This window comes from Paraburkholderia pallida (assembly GCF_004524855.1).
In the GTDB taxonomy this organism is placed as follows: Bacteria; Pseudomonadota; Gammaproteobacteria; order Burkholderiales; family Burkholderiaceae; genus Paraburkholderia; species Paraburkholderia oxyphila.
The window spans coordinates 1,228,438-1,253,597 of the sequence record NZ_CP038151.1; the positions used below are offsets into that span (position 1 = coordinate 1,228,438).

At 67.3% G+C, this 25,160-nt stretch carries 20 protein-coding genes; 10 read left to right on the plus strand and 10 right to left on the minus strand.

Annotated elements, in window-relative coordinates; genetic code table 11:
- Nucleotides 1–31: 31 nt before the first annotated feature.
- Entirely contained in the window at nt 32–643 is a 612-nt protein-coding gene (locus tag E1956_RS40225) for a LysE family translocator (RefSeq protein WP_134758859.1), read from the minus strand.
- Between the two features lie 267 nt (nt 644–910).
- On the opposite strand from E1956_RS40225, the gene E1956_RS40230 reads away from it, so the two are divergent.
- From E1956_RS40230 to E1956_RS40245, 4 genes are all read left to right on the plus strand, one after another.
- Complete coding sequence (locus E1956_RS40230; RefSeq protein ID WP_134758860.1) at nt 911–1,789, plus strand: DUF3348 domain-containing protein; 879 nt, start codon at nt 911–913, stop codon at nt 1,787–1,789.
- Nucleotides 1,790–1,809: 20 nt separating this feature from the next.
- Complete coding sequence (locus E1956_RS40235; RefSeq protein ID WP_134758861.1) at nt 1,810–4,968, plus strand: DUF802 domain-containing protein; 3,159 nt, start codon at nt 1,810–1,812, stop codon at nt 4,966–4,968.
- The gene (locus E1956_RS40240) at nt 4,965–5,630 is read left to right on the plus strand and encodes an OmpA family protein (protein ID WP_028216576.1); all 666 of its coding nucleotides are present in this window, start codon (nt 4,965–4,967) and stop codon (nt 5,628–5,630) included. Before E1956_RS40235 ends, E1956_RS40240 begins: the two co-directional genes overlap by 4 nt.
- A gap of 181 nt (nt 5,631–5,811) precedes the next feature.
- On the plus strand, nt 5,812–6,435 hold the full coding sequence (locus tag E1956_RS40245; RefSeq protein WP_134759710.1) for a DUF2894 domain-containing protein: 624 nt from the start codon (nt 5,812–5,814) through the stop codon (nt 6,433–6,435).
- A gap of 185 nt (nt 6,436–6,620) precedes the next feature.
- Here E1956_RS40245 and E1956_RS40250 read toward each other — a convergent pair whose 3' ends face one another.
- Complete coding sequence (locus E1956_RS40250; RefSeq protein WP_134758862.1) at nt 6,621–8,954, minus strand: putative bifunctional diguanylate cyclase/phosphodiesterase; 2,334 nt, start codon at nt 8,952–8,954, stop codon at nt 6,621–6,623.
- A gap of 227 nt (nt 8,955–9,181) precedes the next feature.
- Between E1956_RS40250 and E1956_RS40255 the strand changes: the two genes are divergently transcribed.
- A complete protein-coding gene (locus tag E1956_RS40255) occupies nt 9,182–9,562 on the plus strand; it encodes a hypothetical protein (RefSeq protein ID WP_134758863.1) in 381 nt (126 codons plus the stop codon).
- A gap of 120 nt (nt 9,563–9,682) precedes the next feature.
- Here the strand turns inward: E1956_RS40255 and E1956_RS40260 are convergent, their stop codons facing one another.
- Together E1956_RS40260 and E1956_RS40265 are read right to left on the minus strand one after the other, a co-directional pair.
- Nucleotides 9,683–10,993, minus strand: coding sequence for an MFS transporter (locus E1956_RS40260; RefSeq protein ID WP_134758864.1), 1,311 nt, complete (start codon nt 10,991–10,993; stop codon nt 9,683–9,685).
- Nucleotides 10,994–11,132: 139 nt separating this feature from the next.
- On the minus strand, nt 11,133–12,215 hold the full coding sequence (locus tag E1956_RS40265; protein WP_028216572.1) for a tartrate dehydrogenase: 1,083 nt from the start codon (nt 12,213–12,215) through the stop codon (nt 11,133–11,135).
- Nucleotides 12,216–12,329: 114 nt separating this feature from the next.
- Here E1956_RS40265 and E1956_RS40270 point away from each other — a divergent pair, with 114 nt between their 5' ends.
- Nucleotides 12,330–13,247, plus strand: coding sequence for a LysR substrate-binding domain-containing protein (locus E1956_RS40270; protein ID WP_134758865.1), 918 nt, complete (start codon nt 12,330–12,332; stop codon nt 13,245–13,247).
- Between the two features lie 160 nt (nt 13,248–13,407).
- Nucleotides 13,408–14,664, plus strand: a complete 1,257-nt coding sequence (locus E1956_RS40275; protein WP_232072246.1) for a linear amide C-N hydrolase — start codon at nt 13,408–13,410, stop codon at nt 14,662–14,664.
- Here the strand turns inward: E1956_RS40275 and E1956_RS40280 are convergent.
- The 6 genes from E1956_RS40280 to E1956_RS40305 form a co-directional block, all read right to left on the minus strand.
- The gene (locus E1956_RS40280; protein WP_134758866.1) at nt 14,652–15,632 is read right to left on the minus strand and encodes an AraC family transcriptional regulator; all 981 of its coding nucleotides are present in this window, start codon (nt 15,630–15,632) and stop codon (nt 14,652–14,654) included. The two genes, E1956_RS40275 and E1956_RS40280, sit on opposite strands and share 13 nt — an antisense overlap.
- A gap of 70 nt (nt 15,633–15,702) precedes the next feature.
- Entirely contained in the window at nt 15,703–16,776 is a 1,074-nt protein-coding gene (locus tag E1956_RS40285; RefSeq protein ID WP_134758867.1) for a porin, read from the minus strand.
- 74 nt (nt 16,777–16,850) lie between these two features.
- On the minus strand, nt 16,851–17,192 hold the full coding sequence (locus E1956_RS40290) for a c-type cytochrome (protein WP_134758868.1): 342 nt from the start codon (nt 17,190–17,192) through the stop codon (nt 16,851–16,853).
- Between the two features lie 39 nt (nt 17,193–17,231).
- Nucleotides 17,232–19,511, minus strand: coding sequence for a xanthine dehydrogenase family protein molybdopterin-binding subunit (locus E1956_RS40295; RefSeq protein WP_134759714.1), 2,280 nt, complete (start codon nt 19,509–19,511; stop codon nt 17,232–17,234).
- A gap of 4 nt (nt 19,512–19,515) precedes the next feature.
- The gene (locus E1956_RS40300; RefSeq protein WP_134758869.1) at nt 19,516–19,959 is read right to left on the minus strand and encodes a (2Fe-2S)-binding protein; all 444 of its coding nucleotides are present in this window, start codon (nt 19,957–19,959) and stop codon (nt 19,516–19,518) included.
- Nucleotides 19,960–20,268: 309 nt separating this feature from the next.
- Entirely contained in the window at nt 20,269–21,285 is a 1,017-nt protein-coding gene (locus E1956_RS40305; protein WP_134758870.1) for an AraC family transcriptional regulator, read from the minus strand.
- A gap of 143 nt (nt 21,286–21,428) precedes the next feature.
- Between E1956_RS40305 and E1956_RS40310 the strand changes: the two genes are divergently transcribed.
- Genes E1956_RS40310 through E1956_RS40320 form a run of 3 tightly spaced genes read left to right on the plus strand, consistent with a single transcriptional unit; the run spans nt 21,429 to nt 25,130 of the window.
- Nucleotides 21,429–23,105, plus strand: coding sequence for an acyl-CoA synthetase (locus tag E1956_RS40310; RefSeq protein WP_134758871.1), 1,677 nt, complete (start codon nt 21,429–21,431; stop codon nt 23,103–23,105).
- Between the two features lie 13 nt (nt 23,106–23,118).
- Nucleotides 23,119–23,886, plus strand: coding sequence for a 3-hydroxyacyl-CoA dehydrogenase (locus tag E1956_RS40315; RefSeq protein WP_134758872.1), 768 nt, complete (start codon nt 23,119–23,121; stop codon nt 23,884–23,886).
- 56 nt (nt 23,887–23,942) lie between these two features.
- The gene (locus E1956_RS40320; RefSeq protein WP_134758873.1) at nt 23,943–25,130 is read left to right on the plus strand and encodes an acetyl-CoA C-acyltransferase; all 1,188 of its coding nucleotides are present in this window, start codon (nt 23,943–23,945) and stop codon (nt 25,128–25,130) included.
- Nucleotides 25,131–25,160 lie beyond the last annotated feature (30 nt).

A 25,160-nucleotide genomic window follows, 5' to 3' on the forward strand; every position in this document is an offset into this window, starting at 1 on the left:
GTGATCCTGACGATGCACCGCCCCGACCTCGCTACCTCGCCGCAATCGTCACGGCCGCCCCGGCCATGGCGATTGCGCTGCTGCGGTTCGCGGCACGCACCATGCGGCGGCTCGTGAGCAGGCGCCGCGCGCGCGTGGCGAACAGTGCCCAGGCGAGATCGATGGCGATCAGCACCGCGAACATCGTGAGCACGAGCTCCGACCAGGCGAGCACGCCCACGCGCGAGAGATCGACCATCGTCGGCAGCAAGGCCATATAGAAGATCATGATCTTCGGGTTGCCCAGCGTAACGGCGATCCCGGCGATAAACATGCGCACCGGCGAGCGCTTGCCCGGCAGACTCTCCGCCTGCAACTCGGCGGGCGCAAACCACATCTTCCACGCGAGAAACATCAGATACGCGACGCCCAGAAACTTGAGCACGAGAAACCCGAGCGCAAAGGTATGCGCGAGCGCCGCGAGCCCCGCGACGGCGCAGGTCAGCCAGACCGCCTCGCCGATCCACATGGCGGCGAGGAATGGCAGCACGTCGCGAAAGCCGCTGGTCAGCACGCGGGCCACCAGCGCCGCGACGCTCGGCCCCGGCATGCCGGCCACCACCAAAAGTGCCAGTGCAAATGCGCTCAGACTGGAAAACGCCATGGGGATCTCCTGTTGCTCGGACGGCAGCGCCCGCGCGGGAGACACAGTTTAACGCGCGGTGGGTTCCGCCTGACGATTACCCAACACGGCGAGCACGGCAAGAAGCCCCGCGACTCAAGCGCGATAGCGGTCTGGATCGCCCTGAATCGCCCGCCCAGCCGCCCACTCACCCGCACGGCCGGCCCTGATAAACCCTCGCCCGAGACGCAAAACCGCGAGCCACCCCGCGCCGCCGTGTAAACTGCTGGCTTTTTTGCCTCTTGTGGTATGGTCCATCCCCCGCAACGCACGTCCCTGAGCGGTCCGGCCCTCGTTCGCTTGCTGGCGCGTCTCGGCGAGACCGAGGTGCAAGCCTCGCCGCAGCCGCTCGCGGACCGGCTGAGCCAGTGGCTCGGCTGGACCGACGCGATCGCGCTCTCGACGGTGCTGGCCGCTCCGGCGCCAACGCCCGCCACGGCGGGCGGCGCGCGCGCGAACGGCGACGACGAGGCGCAACGCTGCCTGAGCCTGCGCTCCACGCTTTCGAAGGCGATTGCGCTGGATGGCGTGCTCGCGCCCGCGAAAGCGCGCCGCGCTGGCGGCGGCTATGGTCACGCGCGCGCGTTGCAGCCGCCCGCGCCCGTGCCGGACGCGCCCGATACGGACGCCGACTACGCGGTCTTTCGTCAGTGCTACATCGCGCTGCAGCAGAAGATGGAGACCGATATCGGCGACGTGCGCGGCCGTCTGCGCAGCCGGCTCGCGGCGGTGTCGCCCGCCATGGCGAAGCTCGCGACGCTCGACGCCGCCATGGAGCGCTCGTTGGCCGCGCGCGAGCGCAGTCTGCTCGGCACGGTGCCCGGCTTGCTGGGCGCGCATTTCGAGCGTCTGCGCAAAGCGGCCCGTGAAGCTGCGGCCCGCGATGCGCAGGCTGCTGCCGATAGCACGCCCGGCGCCGCAAGCGCCGAACAAGCCGATGGCGCCGCGGTACCGACCACCGCGGCAGCGGCCGCCGCGCCAACGGCACGGGCCAGCCTCACCGGCGCGGCCGCGCCCGGCGCCTGGCTCGACGTGTTCCGCAAAGATGTCCAGAGCGTTTTGCTCGCCGAACTCGATGTTCGGTTTCAACCGGTCGAAGGGCTGCTCGCAGCGCTTCGTGCCCGCTAGCGCCTGCTAACCCAAACGCTATGTCCAGACTTCGTATCGATCTCGTTGTTTTCCTCGCCGGTCTTGCAGCAGTGTGCTGGATCGCCGCCGGCTATGCCGGCTCGAATCCGCTCGCATTGGCCGTGACCGTGCTGATCGGCGCCTGCTATGTGGCCGGCGCGTTCGAGCTCTATCGCTACACCCAGGCCACCGCCACGCTCACGCGTGCCGTGGCCACGACGCCCAAGCCCACCGCTTCGCTCAGCGCGTGGCTCGACCACTTGCACCCGAGCCTGCGCAGCGCCGTGCGCGCGCGCATCGAAGGCGAGCGCGTCGCGCTGCCCGGCCCGTCGCTCACGCCCTATCTGGTCGGGCTGCTCGTGTTGCTCGGCATGCTGGGCACGCTGCTCGGCATGGTGACGACGCTGCGCGGCACCGGCGTGGCGCTCGACGGCGCCACCGATCTCGACGGCATCCGCGCCGCGCTCGCCGGTCCGATCCGCGGGCTCGGCTTCGCGTTCGGCACCTCGATCGCGGGCGTCGCCAGCTCGGCGATGCTGGGCCTGCTTTCGGCGCTGTGCCGCCGCGAGCGTATCGAGGCCGCCCAGCGCCTCGACGCGCAGATCGGCACCTCGCTGCGCCCGTTCTCGCATGCGCATCAGCGCGAGACGAGCTTCGCGCTGATGCAGCGCCAGGCCGACGCGATGCCCAAGCTGGTCGAGCGCCTCGAGGCGATGATGACGGCCATCGAGCGCCAGGGCGCCGCGCTCGGCGAGCGCCAGCTCGCGAGCCAGCAGGCCTTCCTCGGCAACGCCGAAGCGGCTTATGCGCGGCTCGCGTCGTCGGTGGGCGAATCGCTCAAGGCGAGCGCCGCCGAAAGCGCGCGCGCCGCCGGCGCGGCCTTCGCGCCGGTCGTGGAGGCGACGATGGCGGGCCTCGCGCGCGAAAGCGCGGCCCTGCACGGCACGCTCACGCAGGCCGTGGAGCGCCAGCTCGACGGCCTTGCCGCGGGCTTCGAAGCCAACACCACGCGCGTGGCCGGGATCTGGAACGAGGCCCTCGCGGACCAGCGCCGCTCGGGCGAGGCGCTCGCGCGCGACCTGCAGGGCGCGCTGGAGCGTTTCACCGCGACCTTCGAGGCACGCTCGGCCACGCTGGTCCAGGACGTCGACGCGCGTCTCGCAGCCTCGGCTTCCGGTGTTTCGCTGGCGTGGCAGGAAGCGCTCGCGCGCCACGAGCGCGCCGGTGAAAAGCTCGCGAACGATAACCAGCAGGCGCTCTCCTCGGCTGCCGCGACCTTCGAGCAGCATTCGGCGGCGCTGCTGCGCGCCGTGAGCGCGGCGCAGGCGGATCTGCAGACGCAGCTCGTCGCGCGTGACGAGGCGCGTCTCGCGACGTGGAGCGAAACGCTCGGCGCGATGGGCAACACGCTGCGCGACGAATGGCGCACGACCAGCGCGCAGGCGGCGGAGCATCAGCAGACGGTTTGCGCGACGCTCGCGCAAACCGCCGAAACGATCGCCGCCCAGACCGAAACGCACGCGAACGGCATGCTCGCGGAAATCTCGCGTGCAGCCGTTGCGGCAACGGCTGCCTGGCAGACGGCAAGCACCGAGGCGGCCGAGCGTCAGCAGGCCGTGTGCGAGACGCTGGCCAAAACCGCGAGCGATATCGCCGCGCACGCCGGCACGCACACGACCAGCACGATCGCGGAGATCACGCGCGTGGCCGAAGCCTCATCGGCGGCATGGCAAGCGGCGAGCACACAGGCTGCGGAACGCCAGCAGATCATTTGCGATGCGCTGGCGAAGACAGCGAACGATATTTCTGCGCAAACCGAGGCGCACGCAAGCGGCACCATTGCCGAAATCGCCCGCGCGGCAGAGGCTAATGCAGCGGCATGGCAAGCGGCGAGTACACAGGCTGCCGAACGCCAGCAGGCGATCTGCGACGCGCTCGCGAAAACCGCAAACGACATCGCCACGCAGACCGAAGCCCACGCAAGCGGCACGATCGCGGAAATCGCGCGCGCGGCTGAGACCAATGCAGTTGCATGGCAAGTGGCAAGCACGCAGGCAGCCGAACGCCAACAGACGATTTGCGATGCACTGACGAAGACCGCAAGCGACATCTCTGCACAGACCGAGGCGCACGCCAGCGGCACCATCGCCGAGATCGCCCGCGCGGCAGAGGCCAATGCAATGGCATGGCAAGCGGCAAGCGCACAAGCGGCGGAACGCCAGCAAGTCATTTGCGACGCGCTCGCGAAAACTGCAAACGACATCGCTGCGCAAACCGAAGCGCATGCCAGCGGCACGATTGCGGAAATCGCACGCGCGGCAGAAGCCAATGCAACGGCCTGGCAAGCAGCAAGCGCACACGCGGCGGAACGCCAGCAGGTCATTTGCGACGCGCTCGCGAAAACCGCCAGCGACATCGCCACGCAAACCGAAGCGCACGCCAGCGGCACCATCGCCGAAATCGCACGTGCCGCCGAAACCAACGCAAGCGCCTGGCAAGCCGCAAGCACCCACGCCGCCGAACGCCACCAGGCAACCTGCGACGCGCTCGCGCAAACCGCAAACGACATCGCCACGCAAACGGAAGCGCACGCCAACGGCACCATCGCTGAACTCGCGCGCCTCGTCGATGCCGCATCGGAAGCGCCGCGCGTGGCCGCGGAAGTGGTCGCCGAGCTGCGCCAGAAACTCTCCGAGAGCATGGTCCAGGACACCGCGATGCTCGAGGAACGCAGCCGCCTGCTCTCCACCGTCACCACGCTGCTCGACGCCGTGAATCACGCCAGCACCGAGCAGCGCACCGCCATCGACGCGCTGGTGCAGACCTCGGCGGGCCTCATGGAGCGCGTGGGCGCGCGCTTCGACCAACAGGTCGAAGCCGGCGCGCACACGCTCGAAGGCGCGGCGGCCCAGGTCACGGGCAGCGCCGTCGAAATGGCGAGCCTCGGCGATGCGTTCGGCGCGGCCGTACAGCACTTCGGCGAGTCGAACGACAAGCTCCTGACGCAACTGCAACGCATCGAAACCGCGCTCGACAAGTCGCTCGCGCGCAGCGACGACCAGCTCGCCTACTACGTCGCCCAGGCCAAGGAAGTGATCGACCTGAGCCTGCTCTCGCAGAAGCAGATCGTCGAGAACCTGCAGCGCTTCAGCGCTCAAGCGGGAGCTGAAGCCGCATGAACGACGAAATCGACGGCGGCGTAGAACCCACCGCGCCGGTCTGGGCCGCCTTCGGCGACCTGATGGCGGCGCTGCTGGGCGCGTTCGTGCTGATCCTCGTCGGCGTGATCGGCATGCAGCTCGAAGCGTCCACGCGCCTCGCCAACGAGGTCAAGCAGCGGCAGATCGAAACGCAGCGCCGCAAGACGCTCGAGCAGGCGCTGGCCGGGCCGCTCGCGGCCGGGCGCGTGACGCTCGTGAACGGACGCATCGGCATCAGCGGCAATGTGCTGTTCGCGCTGAACTCCGACCAGCTCCAGCCGCAGGGGCGCGAGCTGCTCAAGAGCCTCGCGGGGCCGCTGACCGCGTATCTGCGCGACCGCGACCAGATCCTGATGGTGAGCGGTTTCGCCGACGACCAGCAGGTCCACGCAGGCAACCGCCGCTTCGCCGACAACTGGGAGCTTTCCGCCGAGCGCGCGCTCACCGTGACGCGCGCGTTCATCGATGCGGGCGTGCCGGCGCAGTCGGTGTTCGCGGCGGCGTTCGGCTCGGAGCAGCCCGTGAGCTCGAACGCCGACGAAACCGGCCGCGCGAAGAATCGCCGCGTGGAAATCGCGGCGGTGCCGCGGCCCGCGAGCAGCGCGCGTGCGCAAACCGGGGCGCAGGACGGCCATGAGTAACGGCGCTAGCAACGCGGCTGCGCAGGTGGTCAGCATCGATGAGGCGGACGCCGCGCAAGGCGGCGTGGCCTGCGAGGCCGGGAATGCACGCGAGGATCGGCGCAAGAGCGAGAGCGACAGCGAAAACCCCAGCGGTAGCGACATCCTGGGCGACAGCGAGCCCATCAGCGTGGCCGTGAGCATGGGCGAGCACGACGCCACCCGCGCCCGCGTCACGCTCGACGCCTGGCGCGCGCAAGGCGCCGACCGGCTCGATCCCGTGCGCTTCGCGCTGATCGACGCATTGGACCGGCGTGCGAGCGCGCATGCCGGCGCGGCGCGGCGTGTACTCGATGCGCGCATCGACACGTTGCTCGCCTCCTACGCCACCGCAATCGAGCGCGCGACATCGAATCCGCAAACGCACGTCGATAGCGCATCACAGCAAGGCACAAGCACGCACGGCAGCCTCGCCGCGCACATCGGCAATGCGGACCATCTTGCACGCAGCGGACCGCCAGAGGAACTCCTCGATTACTTCCGCGAAGTCTGGTCGAAGCTGAGTGCCGATCAGCAGGTGCAGCAATCGCTCGACCAAGTACCGAAGAATGCGGGGCCGCTCAATTCGAGCAGCCTCGTGCACCGCGCGCTCCTGCTCATGCGCGAACTCTCGCCGGGGTATCTGCGCCAGTTCCTCGCGTATGCCGACGCGTTGTCGTGGCTCGAAGACCTGAACGCCGCCGCGGCGCCGGCGCCAAAGGAAACGCCGCGCGCGGGCGTGGCGAAGGAAGGCGCGAAGAAGGCAACGCGCAAGCGCTCGCGCTAAAAGGACCGGCTCATGCCGTATTCGTATGAGGTAGAGACGCACTTCGACGCCACGTCCGGCACGGGGGCGCGGCTAACGGCGCGACGCTGCGATTTCGTGTTCTCGAAGCCGTAACCGCGGCGGATTCACGCGCTCCGGTTACGGCTCGCAATCCGCCATCGAAGCCACGAGTACGTCAAGCGCACTTACGCGAGGGTAGTGCCGAGTTGGAGGGCTTGAGCGTGCGCATCGCCAGACGACGGGCACAGCCGATGCGCACGCACCCAGCGCGCGAAGTCGCGAGGTGCGAGCGGCCGCGAGAACAGAAACCCTTGATACAGATGGCAGCCGTGCCTGCCCAGAAAGTCACGCTGGGCAGGCGTTTCCACGCCTTCGGCAGTCACGGTCAGTTTCAGGATCTTGCCGATGTGGATCAGCGATTGCGCCAGCGACTCTGCCATTTCGTCGTTGCCGATGCCCTGCACGAAGCTCCTGTCGATTTTGAGTTCCTTGACGGCGAACCGGTGGAGGTAGCTCAGGGACGAGTAGCCCGTGCCGAAATCGTCGATCGATAGTGCGATGCCAAGGCGATGGATGGCATCGAGCGACTTGCGAATGTCGTCGACCGATTCATCGAACAGCACTCGCTCGGTCATTTCGAGCGTCAGATCTGCAGCAACCAGACCGTGTGACTGAAGCGTCTGGGTGATGAAGCCTGGGTAATCTGGACGCTTGAAGTCGGCGGCGCAGACGTTCACCGACATGTTGGGTACGTCAAGGCCCTCGGCTCGCCACTCGGCAAGTTGCCTGCAGGCCTCGCCCATCACCCAGGCATCGATCTCCACGATCAGACCGCTTTCCTCCGCGATAGCGATGAAGCGATCGGGCGCAATGCTGCTTTGCCCGGCGTCGTCCCAGCGCACGAGCGCCTCGACACCCCGAAGCACGCCTGTGGCGTCGACCTTGGGCTGGTAGGCGACACTCAGGCCGTTGCTTCGCAATGCACGCTGCAGCGCGATTTCCAGCTCGAGTTGCTCCTTCGCCTGACGCTCGAACGCTGGCGCATAGAACCGCACCTGGTTGCGCCCCGCACTCTTGGCCTGGTACATCGCCAGATCGGCGTTGCGCAGCAGGATGTCGGTTTCTTCTCCGTCGTGCGGAGAGAGCGCGATGCCGATGCTGGCGCTGATCGTGATGCGGGTATCTTGCTTCGAGTTGATGAGGATGGGCTGGTACACGGCCTGCAGAATGCGCCCGGCGACATGCGTGGCTTTGAGCACGTCGCAATCTTGCAGAATGGCGAGAAATTCGTCTCCGCCCAGGCGGCCGATCACGTCCTCCGTCTGGATCTGGTTCTGGAGGCGCCGTGCGATTTCGCTCAGGACCTCATCTCCGGCTGCATGACCCTGGGTGTCGTTCACGCGTTTGAAACGGTCGAGATCGATGAACAGCACTGCGAACGTCGACGCATTCCGGTTGGCGTTCGTCAGAATCCGGAAGGCTTCTTTTTGAAGCTGCACCCGGTTGGGCAGGCCCGTTAGCGAGTCGAACCACGCGAGTCGCTTCAAGCGGCGCTCCATGGCGAGTCTCTTGCGCAACTGTCTGCTGAACATCAGTGACAACAGAATGAGAAGCACATCGAGAATGACGCTGACGACACCCAATGCCATCGCGCGCTTGCGCCATCCTGCGAAGATGTCGTCGGTCGCAAAGCCCACGACGACGACGAGCGGATAGCTGCCGATCCGCCGAAAGCTATACAGGCGCTCGATATGGTCGAGCACGGCGATATCGACGAAGGTTCCGTGAGCGGATTGCACGAGCGGCGGGAACGAGTGGCCGCCCGCGAGCGACTTGCCGATGTCGCCCGCGTGAAACGGCAGCCGCATGAGGACCGTTCCGTCCGTGCGCAGCAAGGTAATCGTGTCGTGCCGGCCGAGTATCGAGTCTTCGAAAAGTTGCCGGAAATAGCCGAGCCGCAGCGTGCCGGCGACGATGCCCGTGAACTGGCCGTTCCTGTCCTCGAGCCGGCGGCTCAGCGCGATCTGCGGCAGCCTGGGGCCAGCGGCGTACGGCAGAAAGGGCGCGCTGATGTAGAGGCCGGCGTTTTTCTGCTGGCGCTGAATCTGGAAGTAATCGCGATCGCTTACACTGAGCTTGCGCGGCTGAGTCGAACGCGAGTCGAGCACTAGCTTGCCTGTTGCGTCGGTCGCAAACAGCGCACCCAGTTCCTTCGCATTGGTGGCCGTACTGAACGCGACGAGCTGCCGGACCTCCGGGGGAAGCCCTGCGATGCCGGGCGTTTCGATACTCCTCGCGGCGTCGCACATGGCGAGCTGGTAGATGTCGAGATTGCGCTCGATCTCCTTTTGCAGCGAAATCGTGAGGTTCTGGGCGGCATCGCGTGCCTGCGCCATCGCGTCGAGCCTCATTTCGTATAGCGAGGCGACCGTGACTCCCGTGGTCGCGAGCGTGATTCCGATTCCCGCGTAAATGAACAGCGCCGGCCTGGCGAACAGTGAGCTTGCAAATCGAATCATGGTCTTCGGGAATACCACGGAAAGCCAGGTGTAAGCGACAGAGCCAACTGGCGCTTCGTGGGCGATGCCTGCGTCGGTATATCGACCGGGACAGGCGAATCTTTACCCCGATATCGAAAGACAATGAATCGAAATTTCGCGCAACACCTTTTAGGTGCTCGATCGCGTTGCGGCACCAGTACAATAGCCCGGTCGCACGATGCCGACGACTGATTGAATGGGATGGTATGAAGTCCGAAAAAATCGATTCCCCGCGCCGGTCCGTTTTGCGGTTCCTGCGAGCGCTTCTTCTGGTCGTCACTGTCGGCACCGGCGCTTCGGCCGCGACGCCGGAAAGCGGGCTGGGCGAACGCGTTCGATTGAGTGTGGAAGACCCGCCGGCGGAGATCGTCGACCTGCCATCGAGGGAAACGGCGCAAGCCAGCGTCCGGTTGGGCAGAACGCGCGGTCCGGGAGCGGGCGCCCGGACGCCTGATGCAGCCACAAGCCCCGGCAGCGACGCCGCATGGCATTCATCCGCTCACGATGCCGTTGCAGGAGAACTGCATTATGGCGCGGGGAGTTTTGCAAGCACGTCGCTTGGCTCGAGCATGCGTCATTTCATATAGACGCGCGTCGCACGGGATGGCTTTATTCGCCTGGCAGCCGGTGTTCACGCAATGCTTCAATGGGGCGGCCGTCATGCTGCGCACAGCGGCGCCGCCTGCGAGGCCGCGCCGCGCCCGCCTTCAGCGATGCGCCTGAACCAGCGACTCACGCTCTCCGCCGCCAGCCTTGCGCCCCAGCAGCAGCGTCACCACCGCGGACACCGCGAGCGTCCCCGCCACCACATACAGGCCCGCGCCATAGCCGCCGGTCGTGTGCTTGAGCCAGCCGATCGCCGAAGGCCCGACGAAGCCGCCCAAATTGCCGAGGGAGTTGATCATCGCGATCCCCGCGGCAGCGCCCGCGCCGGAAAGGAACGCACTCGGCATCGCCCATAGCGGGGCCTTGGCCGCGCTGATGCCCACATTGGCCAGCACGAGCGCGCCCACGATGGCAACCGTGCCGTTCGCGCCGGCCGCCAGCACGAACCCGGCGCATGCAAGCAGGCACGGCACCACCACGTGCCACGTACGCTCCTGCGTGCGGTCCGAATGGCGCGCCCACACCACCATCGCCACCACCGCCGCCACGCTCGGAATGCCCGTGAGCAAACCCGTCTGGAGCGGGCTGTAGCCGAACTGCCTGACGATCAGCGGCGCCCAGATGCCGAGCGTATAGAGACCCGCCGAGGTGCCGAAGTAGATCAGCGCCAGCGCAAGCACACGCGGATTGCACAGCGCCGCGAGCACCGCGCCCGTATGGCCGTGCTGTGCACTCCGTGCGCTCGCCTCTTCGTCGAGCTTGGCCGTGAGCCAGGCCTTTTCGTCGGCGGCGAGCCATTTCGCCCTGGCCGGCGCGTCGGTCAGGAAGCGCAGCACCGCGAAGCCCAGCACGACCGCCGGAATCGCTTCGAGCACGTAGAGCATCTGCCAGTCAGCGAGACCGAACATCGGCTTCATCTGCATGATCGCGCCCGAGAGCGGCGAGCCGATGGCCGTCGAGATGGGCGCGGCGGCCATGAACCACGCGGCGGCCACGGCGCGCTGGCGCGTCGGGAACCACTGGCTCAGATACAGGATGATGCCAGGAAAGAAGCCCGCTTCCGCGACGCCCAGCAAGAAGCGCAGCGCATAGAAACTCGCAGGACCGCTAACGAATGCCGAAGCCGCGCTCACGATGCCCCACGTGACCATCACGCGCGCGATCCAGACGCGTGCGCCCACGCGATGCAAGATGAGATTGGACGGCACTTCGAAGATGAAATAGCCGATAAAGAACAATCCGCCGCCCAGGCCGAACGCCGCCGACGAAAGGCCAATGGCCTTGTTCATCGACATCGCGGCAAAGCCGACGTTGACGCGATCGAGAAAGCTCACGAAATACAGCAGCATCACAAACGGAATGATGCGCCACATGAGTTTCTTCGAGACCCGGGTTTCGAGTTCGGGATGCATGTGTCTCCTCCTTGGAGGCCGTGCCGCGCGCGAGGCGCGGGCCACGGTTTCAAAGCGGCGCGTGCGTGTGTCGTAGTGAATTCGTGTGTGTGTATGCACGCGCCGTCAGGCAGTCAATCCAGCAGCGATGGCCGATGGCTCAGGCCGCCACGGCTACCTTTTCGATCAGCGCGCACACGGCCTCGGTCACCTGCGCCGTGGTGGCCTTGCCGCCGAGGTCGCCCGTGTGCAGCGCCGGGTCGGCCGTTACGCGCTCGATCGCGGCCATCACCTGCTGCGCGGCCGCCTGCTCGCCCAGATGCTCGAGCATCATCACCACCGACCAGAACGTGCCCACCGGATTCGCGAGGCCCTTGCCCATGATGTCGAACGCCGAACCGTGGATCGGCTCGAACATCGACGGATAGCGGCGCTCGGGGTCGATGTTGCCCGTGGGTGCGATGCCGAGGCTGCCCGCGAGCGCGGCGGCGAGATCGCTGAGGATGTCCGCGTGCAGGTTGGTCGCGACGATGGTGTCGAGCGTGGCGGGCCGGTTCACCATGCGCGCGGTCGCGGCATCGACGAGCTCCTTGTCCCACTTCACATCCGGGAATTCGGCGGCGATCTGGTTGGCGATCTCGTCCCACATCACCATCGCGTGACGCTGCGCGTTGCTCTTCGTGATGACGGTGAGCAGCTTGCGCGGACGCGACTGCGCCAGACGGAACGCGAAGCGCATGATGCGCTCGACGCCGGCGCGCGTGAGGATCGAGACGTCGGTGGCCGCCTCGATCGGGTGGCCCTGGTGCACGCGCCCGCCCACGCCCGCGTATTCGCCCTCGGAGTTCTCGCGCACGATCACCCAGTTCAGGTCGTCCGGGCCGCAGCGCTTGAGCGGCGCGTCGATGCCGGGCAGGATGCGCGTCGGGCGCACGTTCGCGTACTGGTCGAACCCCTGGCAGATCTTCAGGCGCAGGCCCCAGAGCGTGATGTGATCGGGCACGTCGGGGTCGCCCGCGGAGCCGAACAGGATCGCATCCTTGTCGCGGATCTGGTCCAGGCCGTCGGCGGGCATCATCACGCCATTGGCGCGGTAGTAGTCGGCGCCCCAGTCGAAGTTCTCGAACTCGAAGGCGAACGAGCGGTTCGTGCGCGCGAGCGCCTCCAGCACGGCCTTGCCTGCCGGCACGACCTCCTTGCCGATGCCGTCGCCGGGAATGGTTGCGATGCGATACGTCTTCATGGTGTCTGTCTCCACGTCCTTCGATTGACTGTGGGACCGACTTTACCGAACCTGAAGCGCCGCAACCGGTGCTAGACTCAAAGCATTCTTAACTTAAATTCACAAGTGCGGATCATGACGGACGCCGTGCATCCCGCCGATCTCTCGTTCTTCTCCACGCTTTCGGCGGCCGGCAGCCTGAGCGCGGCGGCGCGCGAGCTGGGCCTCACGGCCGCCGCCGTGAGCAAGCGGCTCACTCAGATGGAGCAGCGCGCGGGCGTGCCGCTCGTGAACCGCACCACGCGGCGCATGATGCTCACGCCCGAGGGCGAGCTATACCTCGAGCGCGCGCGGCGCATTCTCGACGAGATCGACGAGCTGGCCGAGCTGCTCGGCAGCGCGAAGAAGAGCCCCAAGGGCCTCCTGCGCGTGAACGCGACGCTCGGCTTCGGGCGCAGCCACGTGGGCCCGGCCATCTCGCGCTTCGTGGCGAAGCATCCGCAGGTCACGGTGCAGTTGCAGCTCTCGGTGGCGCCGCCGCCGCTCACCGACGACACCTTCGACGTCTGCATCCGCTTCGGCGAACCGCCCGACACGCGCGTGGTGGCGCGCCGCCTCGCGGCCAACCGGCGCCTTTTGTGCGCGGCGCCCGCGTATCTCGCGCGGCATGGCCTGCCCGCGACGCCCCAGGAGCTTGCGCGCCACAATTGCATCGGCATACGCCAGGGCGACGAGGCCTACGGCGTCTGGCGCCTCACGTCGGGGCGCGGCGCGGCGCACAAGACCGAGGCGGTGCGCATCAACGGCAACCTCACCACCAACGACGGCGAGATCGCCGTGCGCTGGGCGCTGGAGGGGCACGGCATCCTGATGCGCGCCGAATGGGACATCGCCGATTATCTGGCCGACGGCCGGCTCGTGCAGGTGCTGCCCGAGTACGAGACGCCCAACGCGGACATCTACGCCGTCTATCTGCAGCGTCATCAGATGTCCACGCGCATTCGCGCGTTCGTCGATTTCCTCGCGCTCGAGCTCAAGGCGCGCCAGGCCTGAACGGCCCGATGCCGGGCACGGCGCGACGTCACGCGCGGAACCCTGCGTGAAGCGCGGCACGTGCTGGCCTGCGTGGCCACCCACGACGCGTGCGCCGCTACTTCCGTGGCATGATCGGCGCTGCCCTGCCCGGCCAATCCCGCCTCTGGAGCGCGCAATCATGTCCCGCTTCACATTCCGCTTCGCATGCCGCCTCATGTCGCGCTTTGCGCCCCGCGTCGCATCCCGCCTTGCGCCCCGCTTCACGTTCCGCTTTGCGCCCCGCGTCGCATCCCGCCTGACGTCCCGCTTTAGGCCCCGCTTCACGCCGAAACTCGCACGCTCTCCGCAGCGCGGCGCTACCTTCGCCGCCGCGTCGATCCTCGCCGCGGGCACGCTGCTCTGGGCCTGCATCGCGCCGGCCTGCACACGCGCGCTCTACGTGGGCGAGAACGGTCTCGTCATCACGGGCCGCTCGATGGACTGGTCCGAAGACATGCGCTCGAACCTCTGGGTCTTCCCCGCCGGCATCGACCGCGACGGCGAGGCCGGCCCCCATTCACCGCGCTGGCGCTCGAAGTACGGCAGCGTGGTGGTCTCGGGCTACGACATCGGCAGCGTGGACGGCATGAACGAGCGCGGCCTCGTGGCCAATGCGCTCTACCTCGCGGAGACCGACTACGGCAAGCCCGGCTCGGGCCGTCCGCCCATGGCGATCAGTCTGTGGGCGCAATATGTGCTCGACAATTACGCGAACGTGGGCGAGGCGGTTGAGGCGCTCGGCAAGGAGCCGTTCCAGATCATCGCGCCGCCGCTGCCCGACGGCAAACCCGTCACGATCCATCTCTCGCTCTCCGATGCGAGCGGCGACTCCGCGATCCTCGAATATCTCGACGGCAAGCTCGTGATCCATCACGGCAAGGCCTACCGGATCATGACGAACTCGCCGATCTACAGCGAGCAGCTCGCGCTCGACGCGTACTGGAAGGGCATTGGCGGGCTGAGCTTCCTGCCGGGCACGAACCGCGCCGCCGACCGCTTCGTGCGCGCGTCGTTCCTGCTCGACGCCATTCCGAAGCGCGCCGATCCGAACTACATGGCCGGCGTGCCGATGCAGAACGGCGCGTATCAGCAGGTCGCGAGCGTGATGAGCGTGATGCGTTCGGTGAGCGTGCCGCTGGGCATCCGCACGCCCGAGATGCCCAATCTGTCTTCCACGATCTGGCGCACGGTCTCGGATCAGACCAACCTTGTCTATTACTTCGATTCGGCCACGCGCCCCGATACGTTCTGGGTCTCGCTGCACAAGCTGAACCTGAAGCCCGGTGCACCGGTGATGAAGCTCACGATCGACGCCGGCCAGATGTATTCCGGCGAAACCGCGGACAAGTTCGTGCCCACGCCCTCGTTCTCGTTCATGCCGGCTCACGCGCCATAAGGCGCGCCAGCCGCATAGGGCGCGTCATGCGGATCGCGCATGCTGCGCGCGTACTGCTTGGGTGCCATGCCCGACCAGCGCCGGAACGCGCGAATGAACGCCTTCTCCGACGCATAGCCCACGCTCGTCGCAATCTCGATCAGGCGCCGCCGCGAATCGCGCAGCGCGCCGCTCGCGACATACATGCGATAGGCGGTGAGATGCCCGATCGGCGTTTCTTCGACGAGCTCGACGAAACGCGCGCTAAAGCGCGAGCGCGACATGCCCGCCGTGGCTGCCAGCGATTCGACGGTCCAGTCGCGCTCCGGGTAGCGGTGCAACTGCGCGATCGCGCGGCCGATCTGCGGGTCCATCAGGCCGCGCAGCCAGCCCGTGTGGCTGATCGCCGAGGCGAGATGCGCGCGCAGCAACTGCACGAACAGCACGTCGGCGAGGCGCGCCGCCGCGACCGCCCAGCCCGGCTGGCACGCCATCGATTCGCGGATGAAGGCCATCAGCGTATCGGCGAGCCAGGGGCCGACCGCGGGATCGTTGGCGCGCACGTGAATGAGCGGCGGCAGGACCGAAAACAGCGGATTGCGCACCGCCTCGCGGTAAAACACGATGCCCGTATAGAGGTCGCAGACCTCGCCGCCGCCGCCCGCCGTGAGCCGCAAGGGCGTGTCGAAGCTCGGGCGGATGCCCTCGCGCGCGACGAGATCGTCGAAGGGCACCGGCGCGACGCCGGGCGCCGAGGCGAGCACGTGCTCATGCCCGTGCGGCAGCAGCACGAAGTCGCCCGCCTCGACGCGCAACGGCTCCATGCCCTCCACGATGATGGTGTACGGGCCGCCGAAGGCAGTCCTGAACGCCGCGCCCTCGACCGCCGGCTTCACGAACGCCCACGGCGCCGCGAGCGAGAAGTGCCCGGTCACCACGGCGTCGGCGCGCAGATCCGCCAGCGCGGCGCTCAACAGGTCTGTCGCCATCTGCCCCTCTCCGTTCCCCTTCCGGTGTTTTCTATCCGCACGCGGCGTGCGGGGTTCAGCGCGCGCGGCATCAAAAGCGCTGCTGGATGCCCATCATCGCGCCGAACTGGTTCGCGCCCGGCGTCACCGTGCCGGCCGCGGCCACGGCGTTCGCCGCGAGCGCACTGTTCATCATGTAACCCAGCGAAGCATAAAGCGTCGTGCGCTTCGAGATGAAATAGTTTGCGCGCCCGACCAGCAGCGTCGAATTCGAATGATCGCGCAAGATGTAGCGCAATGCCTGCGCATCGAGCGCGAACATCGGCGTCACGTAGTACTCCGCGCCGAGAAAGAAGATGTCCGACTGGGCGTGTTCCGCCGCCGCGGTGTTGCGGCGTATCCAGCCGCCGCCCACCTTGGTCGCGCCGAACTTCACATAGGCGTCGACGATCGCGCGCTTGTCGGTGTCGGCGCTGCTCACGAGCGGCGCCGATGCGCCCGGCCCGCCATACATCACGTCGTACGACGCCGCCGCGCCGCCCCATGCGTTGTCGTAGGCGAGCATCATCGTGTACTGGCGGCAAGCCACGGCGTCGCCGGGAATCTGCCCCGCGCAGTTGGTTGCCGAAGGCCCGGCCGGACCCGCCGCATCGCGCCCGAAGCTATAGGTGCCGCCGACCGTCACGCCGTGGAATTTGCCGAGGTAGCCCACGGCGTTGTCGCTGCGCGCGTTCGGCAGATAGCTGTCGAAGCTCGCCATGGAATGAATCGAGGGGCCGATCACGTCCGCGTTGAACAGCACGTACATCGACATGTTCATCTGGCGGCCGAGGGTGAGCGTGCCGTAGTCGCTCGTCACGCCCAGATTCGCCTGGCGCCCGAACAGGCGGCCGCCGTAATTGAGCGCGCCGCTGTTGGGCGCGAAGCCGCTCTCCAGCACGAAGAAGGCCTTGTAGCCGCCGCCCAGATCCTCCTGGCCACGCAGGCCGAAGCGCGACGGCACCTCGCCCGTGAGCGAGGGCATGCCCACGAACGAGCCGCCCTTCGCCGCGTTGTTGTAGTACTCGATGCCCGTGTCGACGATGCCGTAGAGCGCGACGCTGCTTTGTCCCCACGCGAGCGCCGACGTGCCGGCGAGCAATACTGCCGCAATGGCCTTTTTCATGACGTGTCTCCTATATTGATCAGCAATGCTTATTGCTATGTGTGCGTGCGTGACTGCTCGCGCGGCCACTTTCGTCATTCAGTCTTGTTGCCCGCAAGAATCCATTGCACGACGGTTTGCGCGTCGCCCGCGCTGATGGCGTTGGGCGGCATCGGCACGGCGCCCCAGCTTCCCGAACTGCCGTTCTGGATATGCGCGACGAGCGTGGCCGCGGCGCCCGGCTTGCCCGCGTAGCGCGCGGCCACGTCGCGCCAGGCCGGGCCCACGAGTTTCTTGTCCACCGCGTGACAGCCGAAGCACGCGTGCTGGGTGGCGATCTGGCGCGCGCGAGCCACATCGACTGGGGGCTCCGCGCGTGCGCCGGCGGCAAACAGCGCGCCCGCGAGCGCGATGACTAAATAAGGAATCCGTATCATGATCGATAGTCTTTTTGTGGGGAAAATACGCTTTGACGCTCAGGCCAGCGCCTGTTCGAGCGGCATGGTCCGCAGGCGCGTGCCGCTCGCCTCGAACAACGCAGCGGCCACGGCGGGCGCAACGGGCGGCAGCACCACCTCGCCGCAGCCTTGCGGCGTGCGGTCGCTCTCGACGATCTCGACTTCGATCTTCGGCATCTGCGAGAGGGTCAGCAGTGGGTAGTCGGAGAAGTTCTCCTGCACGACCGCGCCGTCCTTGAAGGTGATTTCGCTCTTGAAGGTGTTGGTGAGCGCGAAGCCGATGCCGCCCTCCACCATCTCGCGTATCAGCATCGGATTGATCGCCTGGCCACAGTCGATGCCGCACACGACGCGTTCGAGCTTCGCCTTGCCGTCCACCATGCGCAGCTCGGCCACGATCGCGACATACGTCGTGAATGCGCCGCCGCGCCCCGTGTAGAGGCAGTACGCGAGACCTCGATACAGGCCTGGCGCGGGCCTGCGCGCCCAGTTCGCCCTGGCGGCCGTGCGTTCGAGCACGCGCAGCGCGAGCGGGTCGTCGCGCAGCAGCGTGCGCCGGTACTCGAGCGGGTCGATGCGCGCGGCGTGCGCGAGCTCGTTCACGAAGCTCTCGAGGAAGAAGATGCTGGACGTGCTCCCCACGCTGCGCATGAAGCTCACGGGAATAGGCTGGTCGACGCTCACCGAGTCGACGAGCAAGTTCGGCACCGCATAGCCAAGGTCATACAGACCGTCGAGCATGGTCTCGTCCCAGCCGCCCGCCTTTTCGAAGTAGTCGCGCTTGATCGACCAGTACAGCGACTGCCCCACCACGCGCAAATGCATCGCGCTCGGGTAGCCATCGGCGCCGAGCACGGCGCGCATGCGCGCCGAAACGCCGGGGCGGTAGAAGCCGTGGCGGATATCGTCCTCGCGCGAGCGGACCACCTTCACCGGGCGGCCCACGGCCTTCGAGGCAACGGCGGCGTGAATCACGAAATCGGGCACGTACTTGCGTCCGAAGCTGCCGCCCAGGAAAGTTGTGTTCACAATCACTTTCTCAGGTGGCAGTTTGAAGATGGCGCCGAGCGTCCAGCGCACCTTGTCCTGGCCTTGAATCGGGCCCCACACTTCGATCTCGTGTTCGCGCACGTGCACCGTCGCGTTCACGGGCTCCATCGTCGCGTGGACGATGTACGGCGTGTGGTAGTCGGCTTCGATCACCTTTGCGCCGGCAGGCGCGTCGTGCGTGCCCGGCGAGCCCGTTCTGCTTTGCGCGGCGGCTTCGAACTGCGCCGGCGCGTCGCCAATGCGCGTGGCCGCCACCGCATGCTCCGCCATCAGCGCGGCCTTGCGTTGCGCGAGAATCGCGGCGCTGTCCGCGGGCGGCCCGCTGTCTTCCCATTGCACGTCGAGCGCGTCGCACGCCTGCTTCGCCTGCCACCAGGTGTTCGCCACCACGATCACGGCGTCCTTTGCCGGCACCACCTCGACCACGCCCGGCAACGCCCGCACCGTGTCGCGGTTGCGCACGGCCACGGGCTTGCCGTTGAGCGTGGGCGCCATTTTCACGGCGCCCGCGAGCAGGCCGGGCACCTTCACGTCGATGCCGAACACGGCGCTGCCGTTCACCTTCGCGGGCGCGTCGAGCTTGTGCAGCGGCTGGCCGATGAGCGTGCGCGCGGACTGTGCCTTCAGACGCGGCTGCGGATCGAGCGGCAGTTGCGCCGCATCCGCGAGCAGCTCGCCATACCCCAGCGAGCGCCCCGTTTGCAGATGAATCACGCGGCCGCTCTTCGTCGCGCACTGCGTGGGCCGCACGCCCAGGCGCCGCGCGCCGGCCGCGAGAAACGCCTCGCGCGCCTGGGCGCCCGCGATGCGCAAACGCTGCTGGAACATCGTGACCGACATCGAGGCGCCCACGAATTGCTGCGGATGCTCGTTCGCCGCTGCAATGCGATAGGCGTCGCGCCCCGTGACGAATTCCACGCTCACGCGACGCCAGTCGGCATCCATCTCGTCGGCCAGCAATTGCGGCAGGCCGGTGTAGACGCCCTGCCCCACTTCGGCCTGCGAGAGTCCGATGATCGTGCGGCCATCGGGATCGACACGGACCCAGTCGTTGATCTCGCGAAAGCGCGTGCCGTCCGCGGCGGCCTCCACGTAATCGCTGAAGGCGAGCGGCAGCACGAGGCTGCCAGCCATCGCAAGACCGGTCTTGAGGAAGGCGCGGCGGCTCTCGCGTTGCGGGGCGCGTGCACTCGCGGCTTCGGCGCCATGAGGACCCTGCGCACCATATGCGCCATGGACGTCGCGCATGCGCTCAGGCGTTCGCTGCGACATGGATGGCCTCGCGAATACGGTGATAGGTCGCGCAGCGGCACAGGTTCGTTACGCCCTGATCGATTTGCGCGTCGGTGGGATGCGGGTGCTGCTTGAGCAGCGCGGCCACGGCCATCACCATGCCCGACTGGCAATAGCCGCATTGCGGCACGTCCTGCCTGATCCACGCCTGCTGCACCGGATGCGATGCGCCGGGCGCGAGCCCTTCGATGGTGGTGATCGCGCGCCCCGCGACTGCCGAGACCGGCAGCACGCACGAGCGCGTGGCCTCGCCTTCGAGGTGCACGGTACAGGCGCCGCACGCGCCGATGCCGCAGCCGTACTTGGTGCCGCTCAGTCCCGCGGCTTCGCGGATCACCCACAGCAGGGGCGTGTCCGGATCGCCATCGAACTCGAATGGCTGGCCGTTCAGTGTGAATTGCATGCGCTTGTCTCCCCAGAAGTCGCCGTTTGCTGACGCCTGAAAGCGGTTGGCGATGAGTGAGATTCTTGGGGTGGACAAATTGTCCGGCAATGGCGCGACGGCCCAATAAAGTTGCTGATCGTCTCTTTCGATTAGCCTGAAGCGCGATGCCCGAAAATTACAGGTTTTGCCCAATGTCCTTGAATATCGGGCCATTACACCTTTCCATGCCGATGAATCGCCGCACCGCAAGATTCAAATGCGAGTTAGCGTTTCATCCATGGAATATCAATGGGACATTGGGTGACCTTCCATGCGGCGACGCCGGAGCTATTCGGGCGCGCCGCGCGCAGGCCCTGCTTCGCGCAGATCGCGGCGAAATGCGCCCGGGCTCGCGCCGGTCCATTTGCGGAAAGCGCGATGAAACGCGCTCGGCTCCGTGAAGCCCAGTTCGATGGCAATCTCGGCCACGCTGAGGCTGCCCTTGCGCAGCAATGACTGGGCGTGCGCGCTGCGCATCTCGTCCTTGATGGCGGCAAAGCTCTGCCCTTCGCTGCGCAGGCGGCGGCGCAACGTTGCCGGTGTCGTGCACATCTGCCGGGCCAGTGTGTCGAAGTCCGGCCAGCTTGCGGCGGGCACCGTCTTCAACTGGCTGCGGATTTTCGCCACCCATCCGGCGTCGTGACGATAGCGCACGAGCAAATTGCCGGGGGCCCCGCGCAGAAAAACCTTCAGCGCCTGTTCGGAGCGAATCGTGGGCAGATCGAGCCACGCGGCATCGAAGGCGATGCGGCACTGCGGCTGGTCGAAATGCACCGGCACGCCAAAGAACTGCTGGTAGTCGGCGCGCTGCTCGGGGCACGGGCAAGCGAAATCGACGCGTTGCAGCGCGATGCGCCGGCCGGTCAACCAGCAGGCCAGGCCCAGCACGATCAGCGAGTACGTCCGGTATGCGAAGGCCGGGTAAAAAGCGGACGCACCGGTCAGGACGATCTGCGCCTGGCCGTCGGCGACGATCAGCTCGCCGTGCGGCTCATCCAGCACCACGCGCAGGAATCGCAATGCGCGGCGCAACGCCTTGGCAAGCGTGCCCGCGTGCAGCACCGCGTGAGACAGCAGCGCGAAACTGCCGTGCCGCATCGGGTGCGCGGACAAGCCGAAGAATTCGTCGTCGGTCGCTTTGGCGATGGCGAGCCAGAGCCGGCCGTATTCCTGCGCGGTCACACCCTCGCGCACCTCGGCCGGCAGCCCCGCCGCCTGCAATACCGGCTCCGGCGCGAAGCCTTGCCGGCGCAGGCAGGCCAGCGCGTCCTCGACAAAACCCGGTGAAATTGTTTGCCGCTCCACGTAAGCGCCTCCTCGTATGGCAAAACCAATCAAAATTCTAGATTCCCTTTGTCATTGATTGCAATGTTTGAGCTGCCTACCATCGAGGACAAATCCGCCGCGCCCATTCGCATGCAGGCGGACATGCCAACGAGGAGACAGCCATGCCAGCCGGAGCCATCACCCGGTCGATACCGGCTTACGAAGAGGCCGTAGCGCGGTTCCGCATCGAAACGGAAGCCGCCCACTTGCACGGCGATCTCGAGCGCGGCCTGAACGCGTGCATCGAATGCTGCGACCGCCATGCAGCCGGCGACGCTACGGCGCTCGACTGGTTCGACGTCAACGGCCAGCACCACCGCTACAGCTTCGCGCAGATGCGCGCGCTTTCGGCGCGCGTCGCCCATCTGCTGGTCGCGCAAGGCGTGAAGCCCGGCGACGTGGTGGCCGGCCTGCTGCCGCGCACGCCCGAGCTCGTCGCGACGATACTCGGCACGTGGCGCGCGGGAGCGGTCTATCAACCGCTGTTCACCGCCTTCGGACCCAAGGCGATCGAGCATCGGCTGCGCATGAGCGAGGCGAAGCTCGTCGTCACCAACAGCGCGAACCGCGGCAAGCTCGACGAAGTCGCCGGCTGCCCGCCGGTCGCCACGGTGCGCGAGCCCGGCCAGCCGCTGGCCGATGGCGACATCGACTGGCACGCCGCGCTCGACACGCAGCCCGAGGCGTTCGAGCCGGTCATGCGCCGGGGCACGGACCTGTTCATGATGATGTCCACGTCGGGCACGACGGGGCTGCCCAAGGGCGTGCCGGTGCCGCTGCGGGCCTTGCTGGCGTTCGGCGCCTACATGCGCGACGCCGTGGATCTGCGCCCCGAAGACCGCTTCTGGAACATCGCCGATCCGGGCTGGGCCTATGGGCTCTACTACGCGATCACCGGGCCGCTGCTGCTCGGCCACGCCACCACACTCTACGAAGGCAGCTTCAGCGTCGAAAGCACCTACGACCTGATCGAGCGCTTCGGCGTCACGAGCCTCGCCGGCTCGCCCACCGCGTACCGGCTGCTGATGGCGGCCGGCAGCGACGCCGCCGCGCGCATCAAGGGCAAGCTGCGTGTCGTTAGCAGCGCGGGCGAGCCGCTGAATCCCGAGGTCGTGCGCTGGTTCGACGCCGCGCTCGCCGCGCCGATCCGCGACCAGTACGGTCAGACCGAGCTCGGCATGGTGGTGAACAACCATCACGGCCTCGCGCATCCGGTCCAGCCCGGTTCCGCGGGCTTCGCCCTGCCCGGCTACCGCGTTGCGGTGCTCGACGACGCGAGCCAGGAGCTCGCCCCGAACCAACCCGGCCAGCTCGCGATCGACATCGCCCGCTCGCCGCTGCTCTGGTTCACGGGCTACTGGCGTCAGGACACGCCGGCCATCGCGGGCGGCTATTACCGCACGGGCGACAACGTCGAACTGGAGCCCGACGGCAGCATCAGCTTCATCGGCCGCGCGGACGACGTCATCACGTCATCGGGCTACCGCATCGGCCCATTCGACGTGGAAAGCGCGCTGATCGAGCATCCGGCCGTGTGCGAGGCGGCGGTCGTGGGCGTGCCCGATCCCGAGCGCACCGAGATCGTCAAGGCTTTCGTGGTGCTGTCGCGGGCCGACGAAGCCAGTCCCGCGCTGGCCGACGAGCTGTGCCAGCACGTCAAGCGGCGGCTCTCCGCGCACGCCTATCCTCGCGCGATCGAATTCGTCGAGGCATTGCCGAAGACGCCGAGCGGCAAGATCCAGCGCTTCATGCTGCGCAAGATGGAAGCCGAAAAGGCGTCGCTTACGTCGAATACTTAAACGGATACAACGAATGAACATCACCAATCGAGTCTTTGTCATCACCGGCGCCGGTTCGGGCCTCGGCGCCGCCGTGGCGCGCATGGTCGTGGCGCAGCAGGGCAAGGCCGTGCTGCTCGACGTCAACGCCGAAGCGGGCGCCGCGCTCGCGCGCGAGCTGGGCGCCTCGGCCCGCTTCCAGGCCGCCGACGTCACCAGCGAAACCGACGGTCAGGCGGGCATCGCCGCTGCACTCGACGCGTTCGGGCGCATCGACGGCCTCGTCAACTGCGCGGGCGTCGCGCCCGGCGAGAAAGTGATCGGCCGCGAAGGCCCGCATCGCCTCGCGAGCTTCGCGCGCGCGGTCTCGATCAACCTGATCGGCACCTTCAACATGATCCGCCTCGCGGCCGAAGCCATGCAGAAGCAGGACGCCGATGCCGAGGGCGAGCGCGGCGTGATCATCAACACCGCGTCGGTCGCGGCATTCGATGGACAGATCGGCCAGGCCGCCTACGCGGCTTCGAAGAGCGGCGTGGTCGGGTTGACGCTGCCGGTGGCGCGCGAGCTTGCGCGCTTCGGCATCCGCGTCGTGACCATCGCGCCGGGCATCTTCGCGACGCCGATGATGTCGGCCATGCCGCAGGACGTGCAGGATTCGCTCGGCAAGAGCGTGCCGTTTCCGTCGCGTCTCGGGCGGCCCGAGGAATTCGCGGCGCTGGTGCGTCATATCGCCGAGAACACGATGTTGAACGGCGAAGTGATTCGCCTCGATGGCGCGCTGCGCATGGCGCCGCGTTGAGCGCACCGGCGCACGGAAAACCCGCGAACACTGCGAAAACAGGAGGAACAGGAACCATGACGACATACGATCCGATAGTCATCGTTGGGGCGGCGCGTACGCCGATGGGCGGCTTTCAGGGCGACCTGGCCGCAGCGAGCGCGAGCGAGCTGGGCGCCGTGGCGATTCGCGCCGCGCTCGAGCGCGCCGGCGTGGCGGCGGAGCAGATCGACGAGATCCTCTTCGGCTGCGTGCTGCCGGCGGGCCAGGGGCAGGCGCCGGCGCGGCAGGCCGCGCTGAAGGCGGGGCTGCCGTTCTCGACGGGCGCCACGACGATCAACAAGATGTGCGGCTCGGGCATGAAGGCCGCGATGCTGGCGCACGATCTGCTGTTCGCGGGCGCGGGGAGCGTGATGGTCGCGGGCGGCATGGAGAGCATGACGCAGGCCCCGTATCTGCTGCCCAAGGCGCGCGGCGGCATGCGGATGGGCCACGGCCAGGTGCTCGACCACATGTTCCTCGACGGGCTCGAGGATGCCTACGACAAAGGCCGGCTGATGGGCACCTTCGCCGAGGACTGCGCGCAGGCATTCCAGTTCACGCGCGAGTCCCAGGACGCGTTCGCGATCGCTTCGCTCACGCGCGCGCAACACGCGATTGCGAGCGGTGGCTTCAAGGAGGAGATCGCGCCTGTCACCGTGCGCGCGGGCAAAACCGAAACGCTGGTCGCCATCGACGAACAGCCCGGCAAGGCCAGGCTCGACAAGATCGCGACGCTCAAGCCGGCGTTCCGCGAGGGCGGAACGGTGACGGCGGCGAATTCGTCGTCGATTTCGGACGGTGCGGCAGCGCTCGTGCTGATGCGCCGCTCGGAGGCCGAGCGGCGCGGCCTGAAGCCGATGGCCGTGATCGTCGGGCACGCGACCCATGCCGACAAGCCGAGCCTCTTTCCCACCGCCCCGATCGGCGCGATGCGCAAGCTCGCTGAGAAAACCGGCTGGGCCCTGCGCGACGTCGACCTCTTCGAGATCAACGAAGCGTTCGCGGTGGTCGCGATGGCGGCCATGCGCGAGCTCGACCTGCCGCACGAGAAGGTCAACGTGAATGGCGGCGCATGCGCGCTCGGCCACCCGATCGGCGCATCGGGCGCGCGCATCATCGTGACGCTGATACACGCATTGCACGCTCGCGGGCTCAAGCGCGGCATGGCGAGCCTCTGTATCGGCGGCGGCGAAGCGACTGCCCTCGCGATCGAAGCGGTTTGAACGGGTTCGCATCACATTTGTCGTGATCGC